At 64.7% G+C, this 24,898-nt stretch carries 24 protein-coding genes and 2 tRNA genes; 10 read left to right on the top strand and 16 right to left on the bottom strand.

Features of this window, described 5'->3' with window-relative positions:
• Positions 1-29: 29 nt before the first annotated feature.
• Entirely contained in the window at positions 30-347 is a 318-nt protein-coding gene (locus F3J43_RS15565) for an I78 family peptidase inhibitor (protein WP_166888140.1), read from the bottom strand.
• 285 nt (positions 348-632) lie between these two features.
• Between F3J43_RS15565 and F3J43_RS15570 the strand changes: the two genes are divergently transcribed.
• Positions 633-836: a hypothetical protein gene (locus F3J43_RS15570; RefSeq protein WP_166888143.1), complete on the top strand. Its 204-nt coding sequence runs from the start codon at positions 633-635 to the stop codon at positions 834-836.
• On the opposite strand, the gene F3J43_RS15575 is transcribed toward F3J43_RS15570, so the two are convergent.
• The 7 genes from F3J43_RS15575 to F3J43_RS15605 all read right to left on the bottom strand — a co-directional run bounded on the left by F3J43_RS15575 (position 808) and on the right by F3J43_RS15605 (position 7,888).
• On the bottom strand, positions 808-1,818 hold the full coding sequence (locus F3J43_RS15575) for a nucleoside hydrolase (RefSeq protein ID WP_166888146.1): 1,011 nt from the start codon (positions 1,816-1,818) through the stop codon (positions 808-810). The two genes, F3J43_RS15570 and F3J43_RS15575, sit on opposite strands and share 29 nt — an antisense overlap.
• Before the next feature lie 99 nt (positions 1,819-1,917).
• Positions 1,918-2,322, bottom strand: a complete 405-nt coding sequence (gene rbsD / locus F3J43_RS15580) for a D-ribose pyranase (RefSeq protein ID WP_166888149.1) — start codon at positions 2,320-2,322, stop codon at positions 1,918-1,920.
• Positions 2,319-3,227: a ribokinase gene (gene rbsK, locus F3J43_RS15585; RefSeq protein ID WP_166888152.1), complete on the bottom strand. Its 909-nt coding sequence runs from the start codon at positions 3,225-3,227 to the stop codon at positions 2,319-2,321. Before rbsK ends, rbsD begins: the two co-directional genes overlap by 4 nt.
• Positions 3,228-3,236: 9 nt before the next feature.
• Positions 3,237-4,259 carry a LacI family DNA-binding transcriptional regulator gene (locus tag F3J43_RS15590; protein ID WP_166888157.1) on the bottom strand — a complete coding sequence of 341 codons (1,023 nt, stop codon included), beginning with the start codon at positions 4,257-4,259 and terminating at the stop codon, positions 3,237-3,239.
• Positions 4,260-4,263: 4 nt separating this feature from the next.
• Positions 4,264-5,259 carry an ABC transporter permease gene (locus F3J43_RS15595; RefSeq protein ID WP_166888160.1) on the bottom strand — a complete coding sequence of 332 codons (996 nt, stop codon included), beginning with the start codon at positions 5,257-5,259 and terminating at the stop codon, positions 4,264-4,266.
• Positions 5,256-6,809: a sugar ABC transporter ATP-binding protein gene (locus tag F3J43_RS15600; RefSeq protein WP_166888163.1), complete on the bottom strand. Its 1,554-nt coding sequence runs from the start codon at positions 6,807-6,809 to the stop codon at positions 5,256-5,258. The genes F3J43_RS15595 and F3J43_RS15600 overlap by 4 nt, the downstream gene beginning before the upstream one ends.
• Before the next feature lie 131 nt (positions 6,810-6,940).
• The gene (locus tag F3J43_RS15605) at positions 6,941-7,888 is read right to left on the bottom strand and encodes a sugar ABC transporter substrate-binding protein (protein ID WP_166888166.1); all 948 of its coding nucleotides are present in this window, start codon (positions 7,886-7,888) and stop codon (positions 6,941-6,943) included.
• A 340-nt stretch (positions 7,889-8,228) separates the two neighbouring features.
• On the opposite strand from F3J43_RS15605, the gene F3J43_RS15610 reads away from it, so the two are divergent.
• The 3 genes from F3J43_RS15610 to F3J43_RS15620 all read left to right on the top strand — a co-directional run bounded on the left by F3J43_RS15610 (position 8,229) and on the right by F3J43_RS15620 (position 10,528).
• Complete coding sequence (locus F3J43_RS15610; protein ID WP_205297897.1) at positions 8,229-9,320, top strand: asparaginase; 1,092 nt, start codon at positions 8,229-8,231, stop codon at positions 9,318-9,320.
• Positions 9,321-9,586: 266 nt separating this feature from the next.
• Positions 9,587-9,829: a DUF1654 domain-containing protein gene (locus tag F3J43_RS15615; RefSeq protein ID WP_205297898.1), complete on the top strand. Its 243-nt coding sequence runs from the start codon at positions 9,587-9,589 to the stop codon at positions 9,827-9,829.
• Positions 9,830-9,835: 6 nt separating this feature from the next.
• Positions 9,836-10,528 (top strand): endonuclease, encoded by a 693-nt coding sequence (locus F3J43_RS15620; RefSeq protein ID WP_166888172.1) that lies wholly within the window; start codon positions 9,836-9,838, stop codon positions 10,526-10,528.
• A 6-nt stretch (positions 10,529-10,534) separates the two neighbouring features.
• Here the strand turns inward: F3J43_RS15620 and F3J43_RS15625 are convergent, their stop codons facing one another.
• From F3J43_RS15625 to F3J43_RS15645, 5 genes are all read right to left on the bottom strand, one after another.
• Positions 10,535-10,960, bottom strand: a complete 426-nt coding sequence (locus F3J43_RS15625; RefSeq protein ID WP_166888174.1) for a GTP pyrophosphokinase — start codon at positions 10,958-10,960, stop codon at positions 10,535-10,537.
• Positions 10,961-11,058: 98 nt separating this feature from the next.
• Positions 11,059-11,628, bottom strand: coding sequence for an SPOR domain-containing protein (locus F3J43_RS15630; RefSeq protein ID WP_166888177.1), 570 nt, complete (start codon positions 11,626-11,628; stop codon positions 11,059-11,061).
• A 74-nt stretch (positions 11,629-11,702) separates the two neighbouring features.
• A complete protein-coding gene (locus tag F3J43_RS15635; RefSeq protein WP_166888179.1) occupies positions 11,703-12,641 on the bottom strand; it encodes a hypothetical protein in 939 nt (312 codons plus the stop codon).
• A 169-nt stretch (positions 12,642-12,810) separates the two neighbouring features.
• Positions 12,811-12,887, bottom strand: a tRNA-Val gene (locus tag F3J43_RS15640).
• Positions 12,888-13,173: 286 nt separating this feature from the next.
• Positions 13,174-13,250: transfer RNA gene (locus F3J43_RS15645), tRNA-Val, on the bottom strand.
• 203 nt (positions 13,251-13,453) lie between these two features.
• On the opposite strand from F3J43_RS15645, the gene F3J43_RS15650 reads away from it, so the two are divergent.
• Positions 13,454-14,737: an NAD(P)/FAD-dependent oxidoreductase gene (locus tag F3J43_RS15650; RefSeq protein WP_166888182.1), complete on the top strand. Its 1,284-nt coding sequence runs from the start codon at positions 13,454-13,456 to the stop codon at positions 14,735-14,737.
• Positions 14,738-14,829: 92 nt separating this feature from the next.
• Here F3J43_RS15650 and F3J43_RS15655 read toward each other — a convergent pair whose 3' ends face one another.
• Positions 14,830-15,690 carry an AraC family transcriptional regulator gene (locus tag F3J43_RS15655; RefSeq protein WP_166888184.1) on the bottom strand — a complete coding sequence of 287 codons (861 nt, stop codon included), beginning with the start codon at positions 15,688-15,690 and terminating at the stop codon, positions 14,830-14,832.
• A gap of 281 nt (positions 15,691-15,971) precedes the next feature.
• Here F3J43_RS15655 and dkgB point away from each other — a divergent pair, with 281 nt between their 5' ends.
• Positions 15,972-16,775 (top strand): 2,5-didehydrogluconate reductase DkgB, encoded by an 804-nt coding sequence (gene dkgB, locus F3J43_RS15660; protein WP_166888187.1) that lies wholly within the window; start codon positions 15,972-15,974, stop codon positions 16,773-16,775.
• Between the two features lie 72 nt (positions 16,776-16,847).
• On the opposite strand, the gene F3J43_RS15665 is transcribed toward dkgB, so the two are convergent.
• A complete protein-coding gene (locus tag F3J43_RS15665; RefSeq protein ID WP_166888555.1) occupies positions 16,848-17,654 on the bottom strand; it encodes an aminoglycoside phosphotransferase family protein in 807 nt (268 codons plus the stop codon).
• A gap of 138 nt (positions 17,655-17,792) precedes the next feature.
• Between F3J43_RS15665 and F3J43_RS15670 the strand changes: the two genes are divergently transcribed.
• Positions 17,793-18,257 (top strand): nuclear transport factor 2 family protein, encoded by a 465-nt coding sequence (locus F3J43_RS15670; RefSeq protein ID WP_166888190.1) that lies wholly within the window; start codon positions 17,793-17,795, stop codon positions 18,255-18,257.
• 164 nt (positions 18,258-18,421) lie between these two features.
• Here the strand turns inward: F3J43_RS15670 and F3J43_RS15675 are convergent, their stop codons facing one another.
• Positions 18,422-20,311 (bottom strand): amidohydrolase, encoded by a 1,890-nt coding sequence (locus F3J43_RS15675; RefSeq protein WP_166888193.1) that lies wholly within the window; start codon positions 20,309-20,311, stop codon positions 18,422-18,424.
• 225 nt (positions 20,312-20,536) lie between these two features.
• On the opposite strand from F3J43_RS15675, the gene proP reads away from it, so the two are divergent.
• The 3 genes from proP (at position 20,537) to F3J43_RS15690 (ending at position 24,896) form a co-directional block, all read left to right on the top strand.
• A complete protein-coding gene (gene proP / locus F3J43_RS15680; protein WP_166888196.1) occupies positions 20,537-22,039 on the top strand; it encodes a glycine betaine/L-proline transporter ProP in 1,503 nt (500 codons plus the stop codon).
• Between the two features lie 152 nt (positions 22,040-22,191).
• Positions 22,192-22,647, top strand: a complete 456-nt coding sequence (locus F3J43_RS15685; protein ID WP_166888199.1) for a (2Fe-2S)-binding protein — start codon at positions 22,192-22,194, stop codon at positions 22,645-22,647.
• Positions 22,647-24,896 (top strand): xanthine dehydrogenase family protein molybdopterin-binding subunit, encoded by a 2,250-nt coding sequence (locus F3J43_RS15690; protein ID WP_166888202.1) that lies wholly within the window; start codon positions 22,647-22,649, stop codon positions 24,894-24,896. Before F3J43_RS15685 ends, F3J43_RS15690 begins: the two co-directional genes overlap by 1 nt.
• Positions 24,897-24,898 lie beyond the last annotated feature (2 nt).

The raw sequence follows: 24,898 nt of genomic DNA on the forward strand, positions 1-24,898 counted from the left end.
AATCCCCTCCCAGCAGGAGCGGCCTTGAGTCAACCGCAGTTGACGCGCGTGACCACACCCTTGTCGTCGACATTCAGGTTAAGCCGCTCGGAACGGTACTCCAGGGTGATCACATCGTGAGGCTTGAGCACGCGGGCCATCTGCGATCCACTGGCCTTGCGCGCCTGCTCCAGCAACTCGGGACTGGCCGGCTTGCCGATGGTGAAGTCAGCACCACTGGCCTCGCAGCGGCCATGGTTATCGGCCGGGGCGGCGGCGCTGCCGCCATCCGAGGAACCGCCAGTGCTGCAACCTGCCAGGACGGAAGCCAGCAGCAGGGTCGCCAGGGAAGCGCGGGTACGGAACATGAATCCTCCTAAATCAATCTGGGAACTGTCCTATCCGACAGCTCCTCCCTCTGTTTGTTGCAAAACCGCACGATTCTGCCTGAGTTTACCGCCTGACGCGAAAGGCAATCGTGACGGGATTTTGCACCAAACTGCCGGTTCGGGTGGATGCGCCGCTTATGCCCAAGTCGCAGGCCCCTTGACGCCAGGACATGATTTACTGCAAGAAGTGGAGTGCAACATACCTCCCCTCGAACGCCAGGGTTCGGCATTCGACCTCCAGCCCCGGCCCCCACGAGAGCCCTCATGAGCAACCACAGTATCGACGCCGATATCAAGGTCAGATGGGCCGAAGGCCAGAGCGCCTACAGCCCCGGCACCCCGGAAGAACTCCTGCTGATCGCCATCGACCTGCTGGTGCGCGATCGCGGCAGCGAAGCGGCGCGCACCTTCATCGACCAGGTGTTCGAACGCTACGCGGCTACTTCAACAGCGCCAGACGCGCACTGAGCAGATCGAAGAAACCCTGGGCATCGCCCTGTTCGAGCCACATGACATTGGCCGGTTGCCCGAGCACGCCATACCAATCGGCGACCGTCTGGCCGAAGGTCGGGCCTTCACGGCTGTCGACCGTCATGTGGATCTGCCGCCCCTTGAACAGCTCGGGCTTGAGCAGATAGGCGATGACACTGGCGTCATGCACCGGGCCGCCGGGCATGCCGTACTTTTCCATGTCGAACTTGATGTAGGCCTTGAGGATGTCCACCACCACCTGGCTGGCGTGGTTGTTCAGCGCCGCCAGTTGCTTGAGGCGAGCATCGCTGGTGAGCACCTTGTGGGTCACGTCCAGCGGCACATAGGTCAGCTTGACCCCGCTGGCCAGCACCACCTGGGCGGCATGCGGATCGGCGAACAGGTTGAACTCCGCCACCGGGGTGATATTGCCGCCATTGAAGTGGGCGCCGCCCATCACCACCACCTCCTTGATACCGTTGACGATCTCCGGCTTCTGGATCAGGGCCAGGGCCAGGTTGGTCTGCGGGCCGAGCATGGCGATGGTGATGCTGTGCGGCTCGGCCTTGTCCAGCGTGTCGATCAGGTACTGCACGGCATTACCCTTGGCCAGGCCCTGCTTCGGCTCGTGGACCTGAACACCTGTAAGCCCTTCCTCGCCATGCACGTTGGCCGCGTAGATCGGCTCGCGCACCAGCGGGCGCCCTGCCCCGGCGTACACCGGGATGTCGGCGCGACCACCCCACTCGCGGGCCAGGCGGGCATTGCGGGAAGTCTTTTCCAGGCGCACGTTGCCGGCCACCGTGGTGATGGCGCGGATCTTCAGCTCTTGTGGGGAAGCCATGGCCAGCAGCAGGGCGACAACGTCGTCGGCGCCGGGATCGGTGTCGATGATCAGCTCGCGCGGGGCGGCCATGAGAGACGTCGCGGCCAAGGCAGACATCAGGACGGCTCCTTGGAGCAGGTTCTTGAGGGACATTCAGCACTCCTTGTTGCTAGGTTTCCAGGTAAACGGAACCTGCAGGAACCGGCCTTGCTGGCAATGCAAGGCTGGCGCCTGCAACGACCGCGCACCCATTTAGAAGGTGACACCGGCCACCAGCGCGATATTGCTGTAGGGCCGGCATTCGCCGGTACGCACCACGGCCCGCGCCTGCCGGCACAGCGCCTTGAAATCGGCATGGCTCATGACCTCGCGCCGGCCGAGGTCGCCATGGGCATGCAGTTGCTCGACATCGATCAACCCCAGCGGCGCAGCCTGGAACATCTCCTCGGCCAGCACATGTCGCTCGATCTGCATCTCGCTCAGCACCGTGCGCAATACGCTGGCGAAATCCGGGATACCTGGCGTCAACGCCAGGTCGATCAGTTCAACACCCGGCGGCACCGGCAAGCCAGCATCGCCGATCACCAGGATATCGCCATGCCCCAACCCGGCGACGACCCGCGACAGGGCTATGTTCAGCAGTGGCGTCTTCTTCATGGCGCCAACTCCTTGAGATAGGGAATCGAGGGCTGGGCACCAGCTCGCGTGACAGACAACGCTGCGGCGCGCTGGCCAAGAACGATCGACTCCTCTTCCGACAAGCCACGGGCCAGGCCGGCAGCAAAGCCGCCAACGAAGGTGTCGCCGGCCGCCGTCGTGTCCAGCGCCACGACCTTGGCCGCCGGGAAGTGACGACCACCCGCCCCGTCGACCAGCAACGCACCCTCGGACCCCAGGGTGACGATGACCTTGCCCGCCCCCAACTGACGCAGACGCTCGGCAGCCCGGCGCGCGCTGTCCTGGTCGTTGACCGGCACGCCAGCCAGCGCCTCGGCCTCGCTCTCGTTGGGAATCAAGTAGTCGATATGGGCGAACCATTCCGATGGCAGCGGGCCGCTGGCGGGTGCCGGATTGAGAATCACCGTCTTGCCCAGTTCACGGCCACGGGCCAAGGTCCAGGCCACGGTGGCGCTGGGCACTTCCAGCTGGCAGATGATCACCTCGGCCTGCTGCAGCAGGCTGTCGAAACGACGCACCGATTCCGGCCCGAGCAGGCCGTTGCCGCCCGGAATGATGACGATGGCGTTCTGGCTGGCGGCATCCACCACGATCAGCGCCACGCCACTGGACACGCCCTCGCACACGCTCACGCCCTGGCAATCGACGCCCTCGGTCTGCAGGGCCTGGCGCAACTGCTGGCCATAGGCGTCGTCGCCGACGTTACCGACCATCGCCACGCTGGCACCCAGCCGGGCCACGGCCACTGCCTGGTTGGCGCCCTTGCCGCCGGGCGCGGTGAAGAAGCTGTCACCGGCCAGGGTCTCGCCACCGCGCGGCAAGCGCTGGGCGCGGGCCACCAGGTCCATGTTGAGGCTGCCGACCACTACCACCTTGGCATCCATGACTCTTCCTTAACGGTAATCGTTGAACAGGTCCGGGCGCGGCCCGGTGGATTCGCGCAGCACCAGGCGCGGCGCGACGATGCGTTGCTCGACGGCATCCCGGCGCGGCGCGGCGATACGCGACAGCAGCAGCGCCGCGGCGCTCTCGCCCAGCTCGCGGATCGACTGGCCGACCGTGGTCAGCGCCGGATACACATAGCGACTGAGCTCGATGTCGTCGAAACCGATCACCGACAGCTCGCCCGGCACGTCGATGTTGCGCTCGGCGGCGGCGCGCAACACGCCGAAACCGATCATGTCGTTGCCGGCGAAGATCGCCGTGGGCCGCTCGCCATCGAGCAGGCGCACCGCCGCGGCATGGCCGCCTGGACTGGTGAAATCGCTGTGCAGCACGTGCCCGGGGGCAATGCTCGCCCCGGCCTCGGCCATCGCCCGGCGAAAGCCCGCCAGGCGCAGCTGGCTGACGCCGGTGTCGAGGGGACCAGCAATGGTGGCGATCTCGCGGTGGCCGAGCTCCAGCAAGTGGCGCGTGGCCAGGTAGGCGCCTTGCTCGTGATCGATGCGCACAAGATCGGCATCCACCCCGTCCAGCGCACGGTCGACGATGACCATCGGCGTGCGCACGCCGGCCAGGCTGTCGACCAGGTCGCGATCCTCGCCCACCGAGGCGACGATCAGGCCGTCGATGCGCTTTTCCAGCAGCACCCGCAGGTAGCTGCGCTGCTTCTGCGGATTGTCGTCGGAGTTGCACAGGATCACGCAGTAGCCATTGCGCTCGCAGGCATCCTCGATGCCCCGCGCCAACTCGGCGAAGTACGGGTTGACGCTGCTGGGCACCAGCAGGCCGATGGTGGCGGTGCTGCGCGCCTTGAGCGAGCGGGCCACGGCGCTGGGCACGTAGTCGAGCTCGGCGATCGCCGCCTCGACTTTCAGGCGCACAGGCTCACTGACTGGCCGGGTCTTGTTCAGTACATGGGACACGGTGGTGTAGGAAATACCCGCCAATGCCGCGACATCTTTGATGGTTGCCATGGTTTCAGTTCCGCCGGCTCGCACGCCGGCTACGGTAAGTGTCGAGTACCACGGCGATGACGATGACCGCCCCGGTGATGATGCGTTTGGTCGGCTCCGAAGCGCCGATCTGCGCCAGCCCCGCGGCCAGCACGGAGATGATCAGCACGCCGAAGAAGGTGCTGATGACCGAGCCGCGCCCGCCCATCAGGCTGGTACCGCCGATCACCACTGCGGCGATCACCTGCAGTTCCAGGCCGGAGCCGGCATTCGGGTCGGCGGCCTCCAGGCGGGAGATCTGGAACAGTGCGGCAAGGCCGGCGAGCACGCCCATCAGGGCGAACACCAGGACCTTGTACGGTCGCGGATCGATACCGGCCAGGCGCACCGCCTCTTCGTTGGTGCCGATGCCGATCAGGTAACGGCCGAACACCGTGCGGGTCAGCACCAGCTGGGCCAGCACGATCACCAGCAAGGCGATGATGAACGCCGGCGAGATACCGAAGGCGACGGGATTGGAAAACCAGGCGTAGGCATCGCCGATGTAGGCGGTGCGCGAGTCGGTGAACTGGTAGGCCAGGCCACGGGCCATCTCCAGCACACCCAGGGAGACGATGAACGAGGGGATGCGCCAGGCCACGGTGATGCCACCGGTGATGCTGCCGGCCAGCGCCGCCGTCGCCATGCCGAGCAGTGCCGCAGGCATCACGCTCCAGCCCCAACCGAGAATCGCCACGCTGACGGCGGACGCAGCCAGGGCCAGCACCGAGCCCACCGACAGGTCGATGCCGCCGATGATCAGCACGAAGGTCATGCCGACCGCCAGCACCATCAGATCGGGGATCTGGTTGGCCAGGGTGCTGAAGGTCGCGTAGGACAGGAAGTGGCTACTCAGCAACGAGAACAGCACGATCATCGCCAGCAAGGCGCCAGCCAGGCCCAGGTAGGTGCCCAGGCCAAAATAGGTGCCGCTACGGCGAACCGGGGCTACGCCGGCAGTATCGAGGGGAGTGGTTTTCATGCGTCCATCCTGGGGGCTGCGTCGTGCAGCAGGGCATCACGTTTCTGGTAGCCGGCGAACGCGGCGGCGAGCAGTTGGTCCTGGCTCCAGTGCTCACGCTCGAAGGTGTCGATCAGGCGGCCCGCCGAGAGCACGGCGATACGGTCACAGATCAGCATCAGCTCGCGCAGGTCGCTGGACACCACCACCAGGGCCTTGCCCTGGCGGGCAAGCTCGGCGAGCAGGCCATAGATGTCGAACTTGGCGCCGACGTCGATGCCGCGGGTCGGCTCGTCGAACAGCAGTATCTGGCAATTACGCTCCAGCCAGCGGCCGATCACAACTTTCTGCTGGTTGCCGCCGGACAGCTCGCCGACCGCCTGGGCAGGACTGGCGCTGCGAATGCGCATGGCACTGATCTGGCGTTCGGCCAAGGCGCGCTCGGCGTCGCGGTCGAGCACCCCGCCCCGGGACACCGCCCCGAGATTGCCCAGGGCGATATTGGCACTGATCGATTGCGACAGCAGCAGGCCTTCGCCCTTGCGGTCTTCGGTGATCAGGGCGATACCCGCACGCACCGCCGCCCTGGGCGAGTCGATGCTCACCACTCGCGGCGGCTGGCCGAGGGCGACCGTGCCGCTGTCGGCGAGGTCGGCGCCGTAGATCAGGCGCAACAATTCAGTGCGCCCGGCGCCGATCAGCCCGGAGATGCCGAAGATCTCCCCTGCCCTGACCTCGAACGACACCTCGCGCACCTTGTCGCCACGGCAGAGCCTGTCGACCTTGAGCAACGGCGTACCGATCTCGCGGCGGCCCAGGTCGATATGCTCGCCCAGTTCGCGGCCGACCATCAGGTTGACCAGTTCGCTGCTGGTGTAGCGCTGGATCGGCTCGGCGCACACCAGCTTGCCGTCTCGCAGCACGGCGATACGCTGAGCCACCCGTTGCAGCTCCTCGAGCCGGTGGGAGATATAGACGATAGCCACCCCACGCTGGCGCAGGCGCTCGATCTGGGCGAACAGCAGTTCCACCTCACGGGCGGTGAGCATCGCCGTAGGCTCATCGAAGATCAGCACATGGCAGTCGCCGATCAGGTTGCGGGCGATCTCGACCATCTGTTGGTGGCCGATACCCAGCTCGCCAACGGGCGTGTCCGGATCGATGGCATCCAGCCCGACCTGGGCCATGGCTGCGCCGGCCAACTGGCGCAGGCGCTTGCGGCTGATCCAGCCAAAGCGGCCGGGCAGGTTGTCGAGGAACAGGTTCTCGGCCACGGTCAGGGTCGGCAGCAGGTTGAGTTCCTGCATCACCATGCGCACGCCGAGACGCTCGGCTTCGGCGCGACTGACCGGCGCGTAGGACTGGCCGCGATAGCGCATCTGCCCCGCCGTAGGGGTCTCCAGCCCACTGATCAGCTTGGACAAGGTCGACTTGCCCGCGCCGTTCTCACCCGTCAGGGCCAGCACCTCGCCGCCACGCAGCTCGAGGGTGACATCGCCCAGCACCGGCTGGGCGTAAGTCTTGCCCAGCCCAGTGACGGCGAGCACGGTTTCATTGGCCGCTACTGACATGGCCATTTTCTCCTGGAACAAACCATGACACGTTTATCGGGCAGGCTTTTCGTGAGAGCGGCCTGCCCTGCGACAACGCCAAAGCAGACTCCCTTATTGCCTCTGGGCAAGCCCGCTCCCGCAAGATCACCTCACTGGGTAACCAGTTCGACCGGCGTCTGGATGACGTTGTCGGCATCCACGGCGGGCTTCTCGCCCTTGAGCATCTTCAGCGCCGCCTGGATGCCGAAGACCGCCTGCTGGCTGGCGGCCTGGTCGAGCGTGGCGAGCACGCGACCATCCTTGAGCATCGGCTTGATGGCATTGATGTTGTCGTAGCCGACCACCTGCACCTGGCCGGTCTTGCCGGCGGCGCGCACGGCCGAGACCGCGCCCAGGGCCATGCTGTCGTTACCGGCCAGCAAGGCCTTGAGCCCGGGGTATTCGTTGAGCATCGAGGCGGCCACGGCGTTGCCCTTGTCGATCTCCCAGTTGCCGGACTGCACCGAGACGACCTTCATCTGCGCAGCCTCCATCGCGTCCTTGAAACCGGCGGTGCGCTGCTGGGCATTGGTGGTGGTCGGCACGCCCTCGATGATGCCGACCTGGTCGCCAGCCTTGAGCTTCTGCCTGGCCAGGTAGTCACCGACCAGTTCTGCCCCCTTGCGGTTGTCGGGGCCGACGAAGGGCACGCTGATGCCTTTGCTCTTGAGCACATCGGGGTCGAGACGGTTGTCGATGTTGACCACGATGATGCCGGCGTCCATGGCCTTCTTCACCACGGGCACCAGGGCCTTGGAGTCGGCCGGGGCGATCACCAGGGCCTTGGCGCCCGTGGCGATCATCTGCTCGACGATGCGGATCTGGTTGCCGGTATCGGTCTCGTCCTTGATGCCGTTGGCCACCAGTTCGAAATCTGCGGGATGCTCTTTCTGGTAGGCCTTGGCGCCGTCCTCCATGGTGCGGAAGAACTCGTTGGCCAGGGACTTCATCACCAACGCGACCTTGGGGGCGTCGTCGGCGTGGGCGGCAGAAACGGAAAAGATCAGGGAGGACAGTACGGCGAGGGCCAAGGGACGACCGAGGAACGGCAGCTTCATGGAGTTGACTCCGAATCTTGTGATTTTTATCGGATCGCAAACGTTTGCGGTGACTCACTATGGAAACGGGCCCCGCTTTTGTCAAATCCATTGCGTAGTACAGCCGCTGTCACGCGCGTCGGATTATCCGCGATTTATACGAAAAACCGAACATCTTTCCTACGCTTGTTCGGAAAGCCGAACAATACCGGCAATCATGACTTCGCAGTCGCAACGAGTACCCCCAGTCAGCGCAAGGGTTTTACGATGAAAATCGACGAACGGTAGTTGCTGGTACGAAACCTGCCTTACTCCCCTGTGCGACATAACGTACATCTCATCCTGGAAGAGAGAAGTAGACATGATGACATCCGCACTGAAGAGCTTCGCCCCGGGCGCCCTGGCCCTGCTGCTGGTCCTGCCGACCGCGGTTTGCGCCAAGGAAGCCGCACAACAGCAGAAGCTCGCCAACGTGGTGATTCTCGCCACCGGCGGCACCATTGCCGGTGCTGGCGCCAGCGCCGCCAACAGCGCCACCTACCAGGCTGCCAAGCTGGGCGTGGACAAACTGATTGCCGGCGTGCCGGAACTGGCCGACCTGGCCAACGTGCGTGGCGAGCAAGTCATGCAGATCGCGTCCGAGAGCATCGGCAACGACGACCTGCTGAAGCTGGGCAAGCGTGTCGCCGAGCTGGCCGACAGCAAAGATGTCGACGGCATCGTCATCACCCACGGTACCGATACCCTGGAAGAGACCGCCTACTTCCTCAACCTGGTGGAGAAGACCGACAAGCCGATCATCGTGGTCGGCTCGATGCGCCCGGGCACCGCCATGTCCGCCGACGGCATGCTCAACCTGTACAACGCCGTGGCCGTGGCCAGCAGCAAGGAAGCCCGCGGCAAGGGCGTCCTGGTGACCATGAACGACGAGATCCAGTCGGGTCGCGACGTGAGCAAGGCCGTCAACATCAAGACCGAAGCCTTCAAGAGCCCATGGGGTCCACTGGGCATGGTCGTGGAGGGCAAGTCGTACTTCTTCCGCCTGCCGGCCAAGCGTCATACCATCAATTCGGAATTCGACATCAAGACCATCAGCAGCCTGCCAGCGGTGGACATTGCCTACGGCTATGGCAACGTGACCGACACTGCCTACAAGGCCCTGGCCCAGGCCGGTGCCAAGGCGATCATCCATGCCGGTACTGGCAACGGTTCGGTGTCGTCGCGGGTGGTGCCTGCACTGCAGGAGCTGCGCAAGAACGGCGTGCAGATCATCCGTTCGTCCCACGTCAACGAGGGCGGCTTCGTACTGCGCAATGCCGAACAGCCTGACGACAAGAACGACTGGGTCGTCGCCCATGACCTGAACCCGCAGAAGGCCCGGATCCTGGCGATGGTCGCCATGACCAAGACCCAGGACAGCAAGGAGCTGCAGCGGATCTTCTGGGAGTACTGACAGACGCCTGCATCGGGCCGCATGCCGGCCCGCTTGCCTCCCCTCCCCCGCAACGTCGAAGGAGGGGGCGCAAAAGCCTTGGGCAAGAACACTCACCGCAGCAGCAAACCTTGCTGGCAAATACCGGCACAGCCGATGCCAGATACACAGCGCCTGACTCCGCAGCAAGGCTGACCCCTACAGACCGGAACACCTCCTTACTCGATGTTGCGAAATAGCTTACAGTGAAATACTGTATGCACATACAGCAACCCGAGGAAAGCTCCGTGGCCAGCACCGCCCCCGCAACTCCCAGCAGCTATGAGCAACTGGGCCAGCGCATCCAGAAGATCATCAACAGCCCCACCGCCCAGCGCAGCCGCGCCGCGCTGATCTTCCGCCTCGAGCACGAATCCTCCGACGACTGGGAAACCTTGCTCGAAGAGATTGCCGAGAATGACAACGTCACCCTCGCCCATCGCGACGATGGCGGCGTACAGATCTTCTGGACCGTCCCCAAGGAAGACTGACCACGCATGAGAGTTTCGTTTTTCGCTGCCGCCTGCCTGCTGCTGGCCACTCCGCTCGCCCAGGCCGATGCGCCGCGCACCTTCCAGGAGGCCAAGAAGGTTGCCTGGAAGCTGTACGCGCCACAGTCCACGGAGTTTTATTGCGGCTGCAAGTACAACGGCAACAAGGTCGACCTGGCTTCCTGCGGCTACACGCCTCGCAAGAGCCCTCAACGCGCATCGCGCATCGAGTGGGAGCACATTGTCCCGGCCTGGCAGATCGGTCATCAACGCCAGTGCTGGCAGAACGGTGGGCGCAAGAACTGCTCGCGCAACGACAAGACCTACCAGCGTGCCGAGGCCGACCTGCACAACCTGGTGCCGAGCATCGGCGAGGTCAACGGCGACCGCAGCAACTTCAGCTTCGGCTGGCTCCCTGTGCAGCATGGCCAGTATGGCAGTTGCCTGACCCAGGTCGATTTCAAGGCGAAGAAGGTCATGCCGCGACCCTCGATCCGAGGCATGATCGCGCGCACGTATTTCTATATGAGCAAACAGTACGACCTGCGTCTGTCCAGGCAGGACCGCCAGCTGTTCGAGGCCTGGAACAAGACCTACCCACCGCAGGCCTGGGAGCGCCAGCGCAACCAGCAGGTGGCGTGCGTGATGGGACATGGCAATGCATTCGTCGGCCCCGTGAACCTCAAGGCCTGCGGCTGACCTAGATCAGACCAGCGTCTGCAGGTAGGCGCTGGCCTGCTGATAACGGGACAAGCGGGCAAGGTCGGCAGGCCCCGGGCGGGCGATGCGCGAGAGGTCGCTGTTATCGGCAAGGTCGGCCAGCTTGACCTCGCGCGCCAGGGGATCGACACCCAGGCGGACGACGAACGCTTCATAACTCTCGCCATCCCGCCGGCTCAGGGCCAGCAGCGCAGCAAGGATCTTCAACGGAAAGCCTTCGCGGGCAAGGTCGGACAGGGTCAACGGGGTATCCTCCAGCACATCGTGGAGCACCGCGACAATACGCTGCTCAGGCGTGACCACCCGGGCCATCACCCGCAACGGGTGGAGGATATAGGCCGCCCCACCTTTGTCGTACTGCCCTTGATGCGCCCTGGTGGCCACGGCGATGGCTTTTTCCAGCGTTGCCATGAGGTGCCCTCCCGCTCGACCCTTGCCCTTGTCAGCATAGCTGCGTCCTTGCAGCTATGACAGTAGAGCGCTGGCGTCCGTTCCTGCCAGCACAGCGATCAGCGCTGGGCGCCGTGCTGGATGACGATCGAATCGGTACCCAGCTTGGCCATCACTTCAGCCTTGCGCGCATCGGCTTCGGCCTTGCTCGGGAACGGCCCCATCAACACTACCGGCTTGCCTTCACGGTATTCGACCGAGGACGGGATGCCCTTCTCGATCAGGCGCGCGGTCATGTCGGTCAGTGCCCCCATGTTCGGCCCCTGGATCACTTCGACATCCCACCCCTGCGGTGCGGGCTGGTCAGCCAGCGCCTCGGCGCGACGCTGCAGGTCGGCACCGCCACAGACCTCACGAATACGCAGGTTGTTGCCGGTCTCGTCGATGAGCACTTCATACTGGTCGCCATGCTTGATGGCCGCATAGCTACGGAAGGGCTCGTACCGCCCCGCGTCGTCCTTGCCACGCACCTGGCCACAGATGGAACCCTGGGTATCGAAGCGCACGTTGGCGAACTTGGCTGTCTTGGGGTTGCTCAGGTGCTCGGCTACCTGCTTGTGCACCCCCTCGACTTCGTTATCACAGCCCGCCAAGGCCAGCACCGCCATTACCACCGCCAGTTTGCGCACGTGTCTACCTCCAGATTCGAAGGGGCGGATTCTACCATGAGCAGAGGCCAGGACTCAGGCGCAGAGTGTCACCCTCAGGCAGCGGCCACCTCCGACGGCGCTGACGGATAGACCCACGGCCCGAGATCGGCGAAGCGAACCTCCCGGTTGTCACGCACCAGCTCGGACGGCATGAGGTAGTGCCTGCCCTCCAGCGGGAAGAAATAGTACTCGCCAACGAATACCAGCCGCTCTTGCGGATCGGGATGCATGGCGCGCACGGCACAATCGGGGTCCGCCGGGTCGTAGCAGGATCCGGCGTGGCGGAACACGAAATCCAGCACCGGATCATCGGCCGCGTACTGGAAGCGGTTATGCAAGGTGCGGCGACTGCGCTGCGCAAGATCAGCCAGTAGCACGAAATGCTCCATCGCCCGGGCCGCGGCCGCGAACGCACCCTGGCCATCGAGCAGATGATGCAAGGCCGAGAGCATCACGTTCTGCTGGTACCAGGAACGCCCCTCGAAGCCGAACGTCACGAACTGGTAGATGAGCTCGTTGATGATCTGAAACTTGAACAACGGCAGGCTCGACGCACCATAGACCAGTCGGTCCGCGTCGTAGGCGATCTCGTGGTGGATGATCTTGTTCCTCAGCACCCGGCAGAACGCATAGAGCTCAACCAGGAACAGCTCGGCAATGCGCGATGGATCGATGCTCGCCTGGAGCAGCTCGAGCTTTTGGGCAAAGGCGATGTCCGGGCGCCCCAGGCGCTTGTCGACATGCAGATCGAGCAGGTCGAAGAAGATCGGGAAGGCAACCATCTTGGCGTAGGCGCTGCGCATATGCGGCTGCCAGTCGAAACTGCCCACGCAGTTGGCATGATGAACGGTCCAGGCGCCATTCGCGTCGGGCGCCGTGCGAAACAGCGCATGCTGCCTGGCCGTCCAGTCCAGGAAGGCATTGCTCAGGATCGCCTGGGTGACTCTGGCATGTTCGGTGATCGATGGATTATCAATGGGCTTGGCTTGCATGATCTCTCCTTGTCAGCGGCATGGCGGCATGCGAACGGACCCTACGCGAGCGGATCACCGGCAGCAATGAACGAAACGTTGAGAGACGAGCCCCGACCCTGAACCCCGGCAAGCACTTTTTCCGAGGCAAACGAAAAAGGCGACCCTTTCGGATCGCCCTTCTCTGATTTGGTAGGCACAATTGGACTCGAACCAACGACCCCCACCATGTCAAGGTGGTGCTCTAACCAACTGAGCTATGTGCCTGTCGTGTGGTGCGCATATTAGTGATCGGATGCGTACCTGTAAAGCGTTTTTTTCAAAAAAATCAAAAACTTTGCGAAATCCCTGAAGACCACTCCAGCGTCACGGGGCAAAGCGGCGAGCACGTACCGATGACAGCAGGAAAAGACCTTGCCGCTCCACCCAGCACTGTCATGAAACAAAGCCAAAGCTGCGGGCCCTGCCTCGACCTTGCGAGCTCATATAAAGGAAGAGCATCGGGAAGACCAAAGCAAAAAGGGCGACCCTTGCGGGTCGCCCTCTTCTGATTTGGTAGGCACAATTGGACTCGAACCAACGACCCCCACCATGTCAAGGTGGTGCTCTAACCAACTGAGCTATGTGCCTGTCGTGTGGGGCGCATTCTACCCGTTCCAGAATGCCTGTCAACAGTTTTTTTCACGCTAACTCACTGAATATTAAAAATATTTGCAGGAGGGCCGGCGACTGCATGGCAGTAAAGGATTTTCACCGGACGACTAGCGGGTGTTTATTATTATTGATAGCATCGGTACATTCGTTAAAAATATAAAACACGAGGTTTCTCGAGCATGGCAAACACCCCCTACCCCCAGTCCTACTACGCCGCCTCGGCCAACCCGGTGCCGCCACGTCCGGCGCTGCAGGGTGAGGTGGAAACCGATATCTGCATCATCGGTGCCGGCTATACCGGCCTGTCCAGCGCCCTGTTCCTGCTGGAGAACGGCTTCAAGGTAAGCATCGTCGAAGCCGCCAAGGTCGGTTTCGGTGCCTCGGGCCGCAACGGCGGCCAGATCGTCAACAGCTACAGCCGCGACATCGACGTCATTGAACGCACCGTCGGCCCCAAGCAGGCGCAACTGCTGGGTCAGATGGCCTTCGAGGGCGGCCGTATCATCCGCGAGCGTGTGGCCAAGTACAACATCCAGTGCGATCTGAAGGACGGTGGCGTGTTCGCCGCACTGAGCGCCAAGCAGATGGGTCACCTGGAGTCGCAGAAACGCCTGTGGGAACGTTTCGGCCACACCCAGCTGGAGCTGATGGACCAGAAGCGCATCCGCGAAGTCGTCGCCTGCGACAACTATGTCGGCGGCATGCTCGACATGAGCGGCGGCCACATCCACCCACTGAACCTGGCCCTGGGCGAAGCCGCAGCGGTCGAGTCGCTGGGCGGCATCATCTACGAACAGACCCCGGCCGTACGCATCGAGCGTGGCGCCAACCCGGTCGTGCATACCCCACAGGGCAAGGTCCGCGCCAAGTTCATCATCGTCGCCGGTAACGCCTACCTGGGCAACCTGGTACCGGAGCTGGCCGCCAAGTCGATGCCATGCGGCACCCAGGTAATCACCACCGAGCCCCTGAGCGACGAACTGGCACGCACCCTGCTGCCGCAGGATTACTGCGTCGAGGACTGCAACTACCTGCTCGACTACTACCGCCTGACCGGCGACAAGCGCCTGATCTTCGGCGGCGGCGTGGTCTACGGTGCTCGCGACCCGGCCAACATCGAGGCGATCATTCGTCCGAAGATGCTCAAGGCCTTCCCGCAACTGAAGGATGTGAAGATCGACTACGCCTGGACCGGCAACTTCCTGCTGACCCTGTCGCGCCTGCCGCAGGTCGGCCGTATCGGCGACAACATCTACTACTCGCAAGGCTGCTCCGGCCACGGCGTCACCTACACCCACCTGGCGGGCAAGGTCCTGGCCGAAGCCCTGCGTGGCCAGGCCGAGCGCTTCGACGCGTTCGCCGACCTGCCACACTACCCGTTCCCGGGCGGCCAGATGCTCCGCGTACCGTTCAGCGCCCTCGGCGCCTGGTACTACAGCCTGCGTGATCGCCTGGGGATCTGACGGACAGCGTCACCCCGCAGCGTACCCGATGAAAAGCCCGCGTCTGTCGCCAGACGCGGGCTTTTTCGTACTGCCAGTTGTGCGCAAGCCTCTCAGCGCAGCGGTATATGAATGTCCGTCTGCCACTGCTCCAGAGGCGTCTGCGGATAGATGCTCAGGTAGTGGAAGAACAGTGGGTGGTCGCGCAGTTCCTCGCCACTGGCCGGCAGCCAGTCGCGGTAGATCGGGTAGATCGTCTCGCCGATATGGTCCGGCGAGCCGACATGCCGCACCACCGCGCATCGCCCGGCAGGCAGGATCAGCTCCCGCACACCGTCGCTGTTGGCCATCAGCGCCTCGCGCAGCTCGCCACAGACAGAAAAGCAAAAATCCTCCGGGGCCGTGGTGTCCGGGTTGTTCCACGGGATACCGAAACTGCGGCTGGTGGCCACCGGCGACTGTCCGCTGCGCTGGCGCCAATCGATGAACCGGCGCACGGTCTCGCTGACCTGACCTGGCGCGCCGCGGTGCTCGAGCGCTGCCAGACGGACCTCGGCGAAGTCGATGATTCTTACCTGCATGGTGATGCTCCTGGAAAAGTGAGGGATGGCGAAGACCGCATTCCAGTGCTGCCAGGCCGGTGCGCGACGAAACACGCTGGGCGACACCCCGAATGCCCGCCGAAATGCTCTGCTGAAGGCCTCCGGACTGTCGAATCCAGCGCCCAGCGCCGCCTCCAGCACGCTCTGGCGCGCCGTGCCGGCCAGGCGATGAGCAGCCCGACGCAGACGCATCAGCTGCACATAGCGCGCGACCGGCACGCCAACGAAAGCGCTGAACTGGCGGTGGAAGTGAAACACCGAGAAGTGCGCCACGGCACTGAGGGTTTCCACCGACAGGTCGCCTTCGAGGTTGTCCTCGATATAGGCGAGCACCGCGTCGAAGCGCTTCTGGTAAGGGGCATTGACTGGCAATTCGGATGGCTCCTGGAAATACGGTAGGCCACAGGCTCGCCGATTCGACCCTGGTCCTGCCTAGCCGCGCTTGCTCAATCGCGGCCGCCCTGATGAAAGTAGGCGTATTGCCCCTCTCCTGATCACGACCCAGTCGTGCATTCATGACTTCAGGTCAAATGACCTTGACTTGCCGAGGTCTTAATCAATGCATGCGCAACACGCACACTGCCCCCACTTGCTCGAACCCGTACCACACTCTCCAGGGTTCGCGTCTTTCGTCACTCACCAGGAGCAGATCCATGAGCATTCCATCTTTCGGCCTCGGCACCTACCGCCTCACCGGCCAAACCGTCATCGATGCGGTCAGGTCGGCGCTGGAACTGGGCTACCGCGCCATCGACACTGCACAGATCTATGCCAACGAAGCCGAGGTCGGCCAGGCCATCGCCGAAAGCGGCGTGCCCCGGGAAGACCTGTTCATCACCACCAAGATCTGGACCGACAGCTACGCTGCCGACAAGATGATCCCAAGCCTGCAGAAAAGCCTGAAAAAGCTGCGCACCGACTATGTCGACCTGCTGCTGATCCACTGGCCGGCCCCAGGCAACGGCGTTGCACTGACCGAGTACATGCACGCCCTGGCCGACGCCAAACAGCAAGGCCTGACCCGTCAGATCGGGGTCTCGAACTTCAACATCGAACTGACCCGACAGGCCATCGCCGTGGTCGGCAAGGGCGAAATCGCCACCAACCAGGTCGAGCTCAGCCCCTACCTGCAGAACAGCAAGCTGACCACGTTCCTGAAAACGCAAGGCATCACCACCACCTCCTACATGACCCTGGCCTACGGCAAGGTTCTGAAAGACCCGGTGCTGGCCGACATCGCCGCCAAGCACAAGGCCACTGTCGCCCAGGTAGCCCTGGCGTGGGCCATGCAACTGGGCTATGCGGTGATCCCATCGTCGACCAGGCGTGAGAACCTGGCCAGCAACCTGCTTGCCCGCGACCTGCGCCTGGACGCCGACGACATGGCGCGCATCGCCAGCCTGGAGCGCAACGGCCGCGAAGTCAGCCCTGACGGCCTGGCGCCAATCTGGGATTGATGCCATGACCACGCCCCGCGCCAAGGCGCCGGGCGAGTCGGTCTGAGCGGGCGGGCGCCACACCGTGGTGCCTCAGCCCGCCTGCAAGGCCGCCAATGCCATCTGCGCCACGCCCAGCCGAACCTCGGGCGGCTGCCCGTCCTCAAGCATCCACGCCGCCGACAATCCAGCCCAGGCCAACACCCACTGCAGCATCCGTCGACGCTCGATAGCCGATACCCGCACCACCTCCGCCAAGCGCCGTGCAAATACCTCAGGCGCCAGTGCCAGCCGGGCCTCGGGGTTGCAGAACAGGTTCGCGTAGTCGAAGCCACGCTCGCCGTACAGCCCCTTGGGATCGATGGCCAGCCAGCCCTTGTCGGCGAAATCGAGCACATTGCCGTGATGGATATCGCCATGCAGCACCCCTTGCTCGCGAGGCGCGGCCAGCAAGGCGTGGGCCGTGGCCGCACAATCCACGAACAAGCCGCCGTGACGCTGCGCCGCCTCCCACAGCGCCTGGAACCACTGGTGCAGCGGCACCAACACCGGCAACGACCTGGGCCGCGGCTGGTGCAGACGCGCCACGACCTCGCAGAGGATCCCGGTGGCCTCCAGGTCCCGTCCATTGACGGCCATTTCTGCCAGCGACCCCGCCCCCTGCGCGCGCAGCATCAGCAGGGCCTCGCCGTCCAGGGCCAGCACCGGCGCCGCGCCCTCGCCCTGCCACCAGGCCATCAGCAAACTCCCGGCCTGCTCCTCGGCGGCGTCAGAGACTTTCAGCATGGCCGGCAGCTCGCCCTGGCGCACCGGCAGCAGACTGCCACTCGACGAGGTAAACGCCTCGCCGTCGACTGACAGTTGCCAACGCTGCAGGTAAGGGGCAAATACGGACTCGATCACGTCCCACTCTCCAGACTTTGTTCCACCAGGCGTAATTATGTAGTGTCCGGACCGATCATTCACGGTCTGCGTCAGCACGCGTAGCCTCCCGTTGATCAGGCCACTTCCACGGCCGCTTCCCCAAGGAGCCGCACCATGTCCCGTCCCCCCTTGCCTCCCTTCACCCGTGAGTCCGCCATCGAGAAGGTCCGCCTTGCCGAGGATGGCTGGAACAGCCGCGACGCCGCCAAGGTCGCCCTGGCATACACGCCCGATACCCAGTGGCGCAACCGCACCGAGTTCTGCCACAACCGCGAGCAGGCACAGGCCTTTCTCACCCGCAAGTGGAACCGCGAACTGGAGTACCGACTGATCAAGGAGCTCTGGGCCTTCACCGACGAGCGTATCGCCGTGCGCTACGCCTACGAATACCGCGACGACAGCGGCCAGTGGTACCGCGCCTATGGCAACGAGAACTGGGCGTTCGCCGAGGACGGCCTGATGCGCCAGCGCCACGCCAGCATCAACGAACACCCCATCAGCGAGGCCGAGCGCAAGTTCCGCTGGCCGCTGGGGCGACGTCCGGATGATCATCCGGGGCTGAGTGATTTCGGTTTCTGAGCAGGGCCACCCCGAGAAACCCACTCACCTCATGGCATAGAGAACTGTTTCCTTGTCGCCAGCAAATCCACAGCCTGGGAGCTCCTGAACGACACCATATGCCAGAAATTTCTCCAGCAGATAGAGGTGCTGCGCCGTGCAGCTAGCACGGCGCACGAACCGGGTCAGTGCGCTCCGCCCCCCGTCTGCAAACGGTTGAAGATCACCTCCAGCGCTGGCCCCAGGTCACCGTCGCCATGGGCCACCGCCGGCACGCCGCGAGGCACCGGCAGCGACGGATCGCCATGCATGCCCAGCGCCGGCGCGGCCATGGCCACGTCGCTCGAACGATCGTAGATGACCTTGCCCTCCTTCACCGTCTTCAGCACCTTGAGCGAGGCCAGGCGGGCCGGATCGACCTTCACCGGGTTCTCCGAGAGCACCACGAAATCGGCCAGCTTGCCTGCCACGATCGAGCCCTTGGTGTCCTCTTCGAAATGCTGGTAGGCCGACCACAGGGTCATGGCCTTGAGCGCGGTCAGCGCATCGACCCGCTGATCCGGGCCGAGCACATGGCCGGAACGGGTGGTGCGGGTAACCGTGGCCGAGAGCACGCGCATCGAGTCCGGCAGTGCCACCGGGGCGTCATGGTGGGTGGTGAACTTCAGCCCCTGTGCGAGTACCCACTGGGTCGGCGAGATATTCTCGGCCAGTTGCGGGCCGAGCACCGAGCTGCGGTACCAGTCGCCCCAGTAGAACGTATGCATGGGGAACAGCGACGGGAAGATCCCCAGACCGCGCAGGCGCTGCACCTGTTCGAGGGTGATGGTCTGGCCGTGGATCATCACCGGGCGCCCCTCCACGCCTGCATGGCGCTGCCGCGCATAGGCCATGGCATCGAGCATCTGCTCGATCGCCTTGTCGCCGTTGGTGTGCGACAGCACCTGCCAATGGTTGGCCAGCGCCTTGTCGTAGATCGCCTTGACCTGCTCGTCTTGCAGCACGCCATAACCGGAGTAGTCGTCCGGCTTGCCGTCGGGCACTACATAGTAGGGATGGCTGAGCCAGGCCGTCTTGCCCTGGGGCGAGCCGTCGAGGGTGACCTTGATGCCGCCGATGCGGAAATGGCTGTCGTTGTAGCTGACCGGCTCCACGACCGGGCGGTACCACGGCTTGACCATCAGCGCCTCGGTGCCGTCCTGGGTGATGTCCGGGTAGGCCACTATATCGGCGACGAAGCGTTTGTCCTGCGCAGCCTTGATGGCAGTGCGTACCTGGTCCGGGCTGGCCCGGCCATCCTGGAGGGTGGTATAGCCGAAGCTGATGTAGAGCTTCTCGCCCGCCTTCATCATCGACACCGCCTGATCCGCCGTGAGTTTGGGGAAGATCTTCTCCAGGTTCTCGAACAGCGCGTTCTCCTCCAGCACGCCATTGGGCGTCTTGCCATCGGCCTCCCGGCGGATCACCCCACCCTTGGGATCGATGCTGTCGGCATCGAGGCCGACCTGCGCCAGGGCCTTGCTGTTGAACGCCCCCAGGTGTGCCGACTGGTGGATCACCACCACCGGAATGTCGGTGGCGACCTTGTCCAGGTCCTCGCGTGTCGGATGGGTCTGCTCGGCCAACTGCGAGTCGTCGTAGCCAAAGCCGAACAGCACGCCGAAGGTGTCCGGCGTCTTCGACTGCTGGCGGAACGCCTTGAGGATCGTCTGCAACTGGGCAATCGACTGGTCCGTACCGTCCGGCGGGGGCAGCAGGTTGGCGCTGGCGGCCTGGAAGCCTACCAGCGAGACATGGCCATGGGCATCGATGAAGCCAGGCAGCAACGTCGCACCCTTGAGGTCGATGATCTGCGTGTGGCTGTCCTGGGTGCGGCGGACCTCCTGCTCCGTGCCGACGGCCAGGATCCGCCCGTCCCTGACCGCCACCGCCTGGGCATGGGGCCGGGCATCGTCGATGGTGACGACATCGCCGCCGAGCCAGATGGCATCGGCCTTGGGCAGGCTTTCGGCCCTGGCAGTGGCGCAGGCCAGGGTCAGGACGCTCAGGGCGAGCAGGCGTATTGCAGGCTTCATGGGGTTCCTCCTTGGAAGTGCCGATGGCGGCAGGCGCTGCGGATCCGTGCAGCGTTCGCTGCCGCAGAGCATAGGCCGTGCCTGCGCTTTGGCAAGGCCGCGACTGCGCTGCAGGCGTACCCATCACCTTGTACGGAATTATTTAGCGCGCCGTTGTATCAGATCCCTTAGAACCCACTGGCCAGACCCTGGCCACGCCTTTTCGCCATCCAAGGACAACGGCCCATGAAAGCACGCAGGAAACCGGTCAAGCCGATCGGCTTGAAAGACATCACCATCGTCGACGACGCCAAGATGCGCAAGGCGATCACCGCCGCCGCCCTGGGCAACGCCATGGAATGGTTCGACTTCGGCGTCTATGGCTTCGTCGCCTTCGCCCTGGGCAAGGTGTTCTTCCCCAACGCCAGCCCCGGGGTGCAGATGATCGCCGCGCTGGCCACCTTCTCCGTGCCCTTTCTCATCCGTCCGCTGGGCGGGCTGTTCTTCGGCGCCCTGGGCGACCGCTACGGGCGCCAGAAGATCCTCGCCGCGACCATCGTGATCATGTCCCTGAGCACCTTCGCCATCGGCCTGATCCCCTCCTACGCGAGCATTGGTATCTGGGCGCCGATCCTGCTGTTGCTGGCCAAGATGGCCCAGGGCTTCTCGGTGGGCGGCGAGTACACCGGCGCGTCGATCTTCGTCGCCGAGTACGCCCCCGACCGCAAGCGCGGGTTCCTCGGCAGTTGGCTGGACTTCGGCTCGATCGCCGGCTTCGTGCTCGGCGCCGGGGTGGTGGTGCTGATCTCGACGATCCTCGGCGAGCAGCAGTTCCTCGACTGGGGCTGGCGCCTGCCGTTCTTCCTTGCCCTGCCGCTGGGCATCATCGGCCTGTACCTGCGCCATGCGCTGGAAGAGACGCCCGCCTTCCAGCAGCACGTCGACAAGCTCGAGCAAGGCGACCGCGAGGGCCTGGCCAGCGGCCCGAAAGTGTCGTTCAAGGAAGTCGCCACCCAGCACTGGCGCAGCCTGCTGACCTGCATCGGCGTGGTCATCGCCACCAACGTCACCTACTACATGCTGCTCACCTACATGCCCAGCTACCTCTCGCACAACCTGCACTACAGCGAGGACCACGGGGTGCTGATCATCATCGCGATCATGGTCGGCATGCTGTTCGTGCAGCCGATGATCGGCCTGCTCAGCGACAAGTGGGGGCGCAAGCCGTTCATCATCGTCGGCAGCGTCGGCCTGTTCCTGCTGGCGGTCCCGGCCTTCATGCTGATCACCAGCGGCAAGCTGGCAGTGATCTTCGCCGGACTGCTGATCCTCGCCGTGCTGCTGAACTTCTTCATCGGCGTGATGGCCTCGACCCTGCCGGCGATGTTCCCCACGCATATCCGCTACAGCGCGCTGGCCAGCGCCTTCAACATCTCGGTGCTGATCGCCGGCCTGACCCCGACCATCGCCGCCTGGCTGGTGGAAACCACCGACAACCTGTACATGCCGGCCTACTACCTGATGGTGATTGCCGTGATCGGCCTGCTCACCGGCCTGACCATGAAGGAAACCGCCAACCGCCCGCTGCGCGGCGCCGCCCCGGCCGCCTCGGACATCGACGAGGCCCGCGAGCTGCTGCAGGAGCACCACGACAACATCGAGCAGAAGATCGAGGACATCGACGCCCAGATCGCCGAGCTTGAAGCCAAGCGCAAGAGCCTCGCGCAACAGCATCCGCGCATCGACTGAGGACCGGTTGCGCATTCCGCCGGATTGCTTGCCTGATCCTCTGAACCTGCCGGGTGCATCGATTCCGCGCCGGCAGCCTTGTGCTAGCGTTTCTGGACTGGGGAACAACGTATTCCCCGCGTCCACAACCGTGACTGCAGCAGGTGAGCCCGATGGAACTACGTATCAACCAGAAGACCTACCAGGTCGAGGCTGACGCCGACACGCCCTTGCTCTGGGTGATCCGCGACGACCTGGGCCTGACCGGCACCAAGTATGGCTGCGGCCTGGCCCAGTGCGGCGCCTGCTCGGTGCTGGTGGACGGCAATGTGGTACGCGCCTGCGTCACCCCGGTGGCTGGTGTGGTCGGCCGCGAGGTGACCACCATCGAGGCCATCGAGGACGACGCCGTGGGCAAGCGCGTGGTCGCCGCCTGGGTCGAACACCAGGTCGCCCAGTGCGGCTACTGCCAGTCCGGCCAGGTGATGGCGGCCACCGCTTTGCTCAAGCACACCGCCAGGCCCAGCGCCGAGCAGATCGACGCAGCGATGGTCAACCTGTGCCGCTGCGGTACCTACAACGCCATCCATGCCGCCCTGAACGACCTGGCCGAAGGGGGGAATGCCTGATGAGCACGCGCATCGAGACCCCCGAGGACCTGCTCGCCCTCCCGGCCGGCGAAGCCATCAACCTGTCGCGCCGGCGCTTTCTCGCCGGCACCGCCGTCGGCGCCCTGGTGCTCGGCTTCGGCCTGCCACTGGGTATCCCACGAGCCTTGGCCGCCAGCGCCGCCACCGCCGAGCGCGGCACCCAGGTGCCGGCGTTCCTGGAAATCCGCCCGGACGGCAGCGTGCGCCTGCTCAGCCCGTTCATGGAGGGCGGCCAGGGCGTCAACACCGCCATGGCACAGATCGTAGGCGAGGAGCTGGATGCCGACCCGGCCACCTTTGTGGTCGAAAGCGCGCCGGCGGGCGAAGCCTACGTGGTGATGGAAAACGGCCTGCGCATCACCGGCGGCAGCATGTCGGTGCGCATGAGCTACCCGACCATGCGGCGTCTCGGCGCCCTGGCCCGAGCCATGCTGCTGGAGGCCGGTGCCCGTCAGTTGGGCGTGCCGGTCGGCGAACTGGGCACCGAGCCCGGCAAGGTGGTGCACGCTGCCTCCGGTCGCACGCTCGGCTACGGCGAGCTGGCCACCACGGCGATGGACCTCGCGGTGCCGGATCCGGCCAGCGTCACCCTGCGCGACCCCGGGCAGTTCCGCTGGATCGGCAAGCCGGTCAAGCGCCTGGACGCCTACGACAAGTCCACCGGCAAGGCGCTGTACAGCATCGACGTCAAGGTCGACGGCATGCTGCATGCCGCCGTGCAGCACGCCCCACGCCTGGGCATGACCATCGGCGCGCTGCGCAACGAGGACCAGGTCAAGGCCATGAAGGGCGTGCACTCGGTCCATCAGTTGCCCGGTGCGGTGGCGGTGGTGGCCGAGCGCTGGTGGCACGCCCGCCGCGCGGTGGAGGCACTGCAGGTCGACTGGCGCGAGCCTGGTGCCGACAGCCCGGTGCGCCCAATGCCGGCGGACTTCTCCAGTGAAGGCTGGCGCGAGCACCTGGCCAGCCAGCCAGGCCCTGGCCGTGACGAGGAACACCAGGGCGACGTGGCGGCAGCCCTGGCCAGCGCCAAGACCACCGTCGAAGCCACCTACCACAACCAGTTTCTCAACCACGCCCAGCTCGAACCGCCGTCGGCCACGGCACGCTTCAACCCCGACGGCAGCCTCGAGGTGTGGCTGCCCAACCAGGCCCAGGACATGTTCCGCGACGACATCGCCCGACGCACCGGCCTGGCGCCGGAGCGCATCACCCTGCACTCGCCGCTGCTCGGTGGCTTCTTCGGTCGCCACTTCCTGTATGACTCGGCCAACCCCTACCCCCAGGCCATCGCCCTGGCCAAGGCGGTGGGCCGTCCGGTCAAGCTGATCTGGACCCGTGAGGAAGAATTCCTGCGCGATGCCATGCGCCCCATGGCGGTGGTCAAGTTCCGCGCCGGGCTCGACGCCGCAGGCCTGCCGGTGGCGATCGAGGCGGTCAGCGCCACCGAAGGGCCTACCGAGTCCATCGCCGGCAAGCAGGGCGAGCAGCTCGATCCCACCGCCCTCGAAGGGCTCTCGGGCAAGGCCTATGCCATCGCCAACAAACGTACCGCGCAGATCTACGTCAAGACGCCGGCCATGCAGGGCTACTGGCGCTCGGTGGGCAACTCGCTGAACGATTTCTTCTACGAGTCGTTCCTCGACGAACTGGCCGACAAGGGCGGCCACGACCCCTATGAACTGCGCCTGCACCTGCTGCGCGACAACCCGCGCCTGACCACCTTGCTGCAGGCGGTAGCCGAGCTGTCCGGCGGCTGGAAACGCGGCCCGTTCAGCGCCGAGGACGGCAGCCGACGCGCCCGCGGCGTGGCCATGGCTTCGCCGTTCGGCTCGGAGGTCGCGGTGATCGCCGAGGTCTCGCTCGAAGGGGGGCAGGTCAAGGTCCATGATGTCTGGCAGGCCATCGATCCGGGCAGCATCGTCAACCCGGCGATCATCGAGGCACAGGTCAACGGCGCGGTATCCCTGGGTCTGTCTCAGGTGCTGCTGGAAGAAGCGGTGTGGATCGACGGCATGCCACGGGCGCGCAACTACGACCTGTATCCGGTACTGCCACCGTCGCGCATGGCGCGGGTGCATGTGCGCATCGTCGAAAGCGGGGCGAAGATGGGCGGCATCGGCGAACCGCCGCTGCCGGCCGTGGCACCGGCGGTGGCCAACGCCGTGGCGCAGCTCACCGGCCAGCGCGTGCGCAGCATGCCCCTGAGCCGCCATACCTTCAGCTGAGA

This window comes from Pantoea sp. Cy-639, assembly GCF_011752525.1.
Lineage (GTDB): Bacteria > Pseudomonadota > Gammaproteobacteria > Pseudomonadales > Pseudomonadaceae > Aquipseudomonas.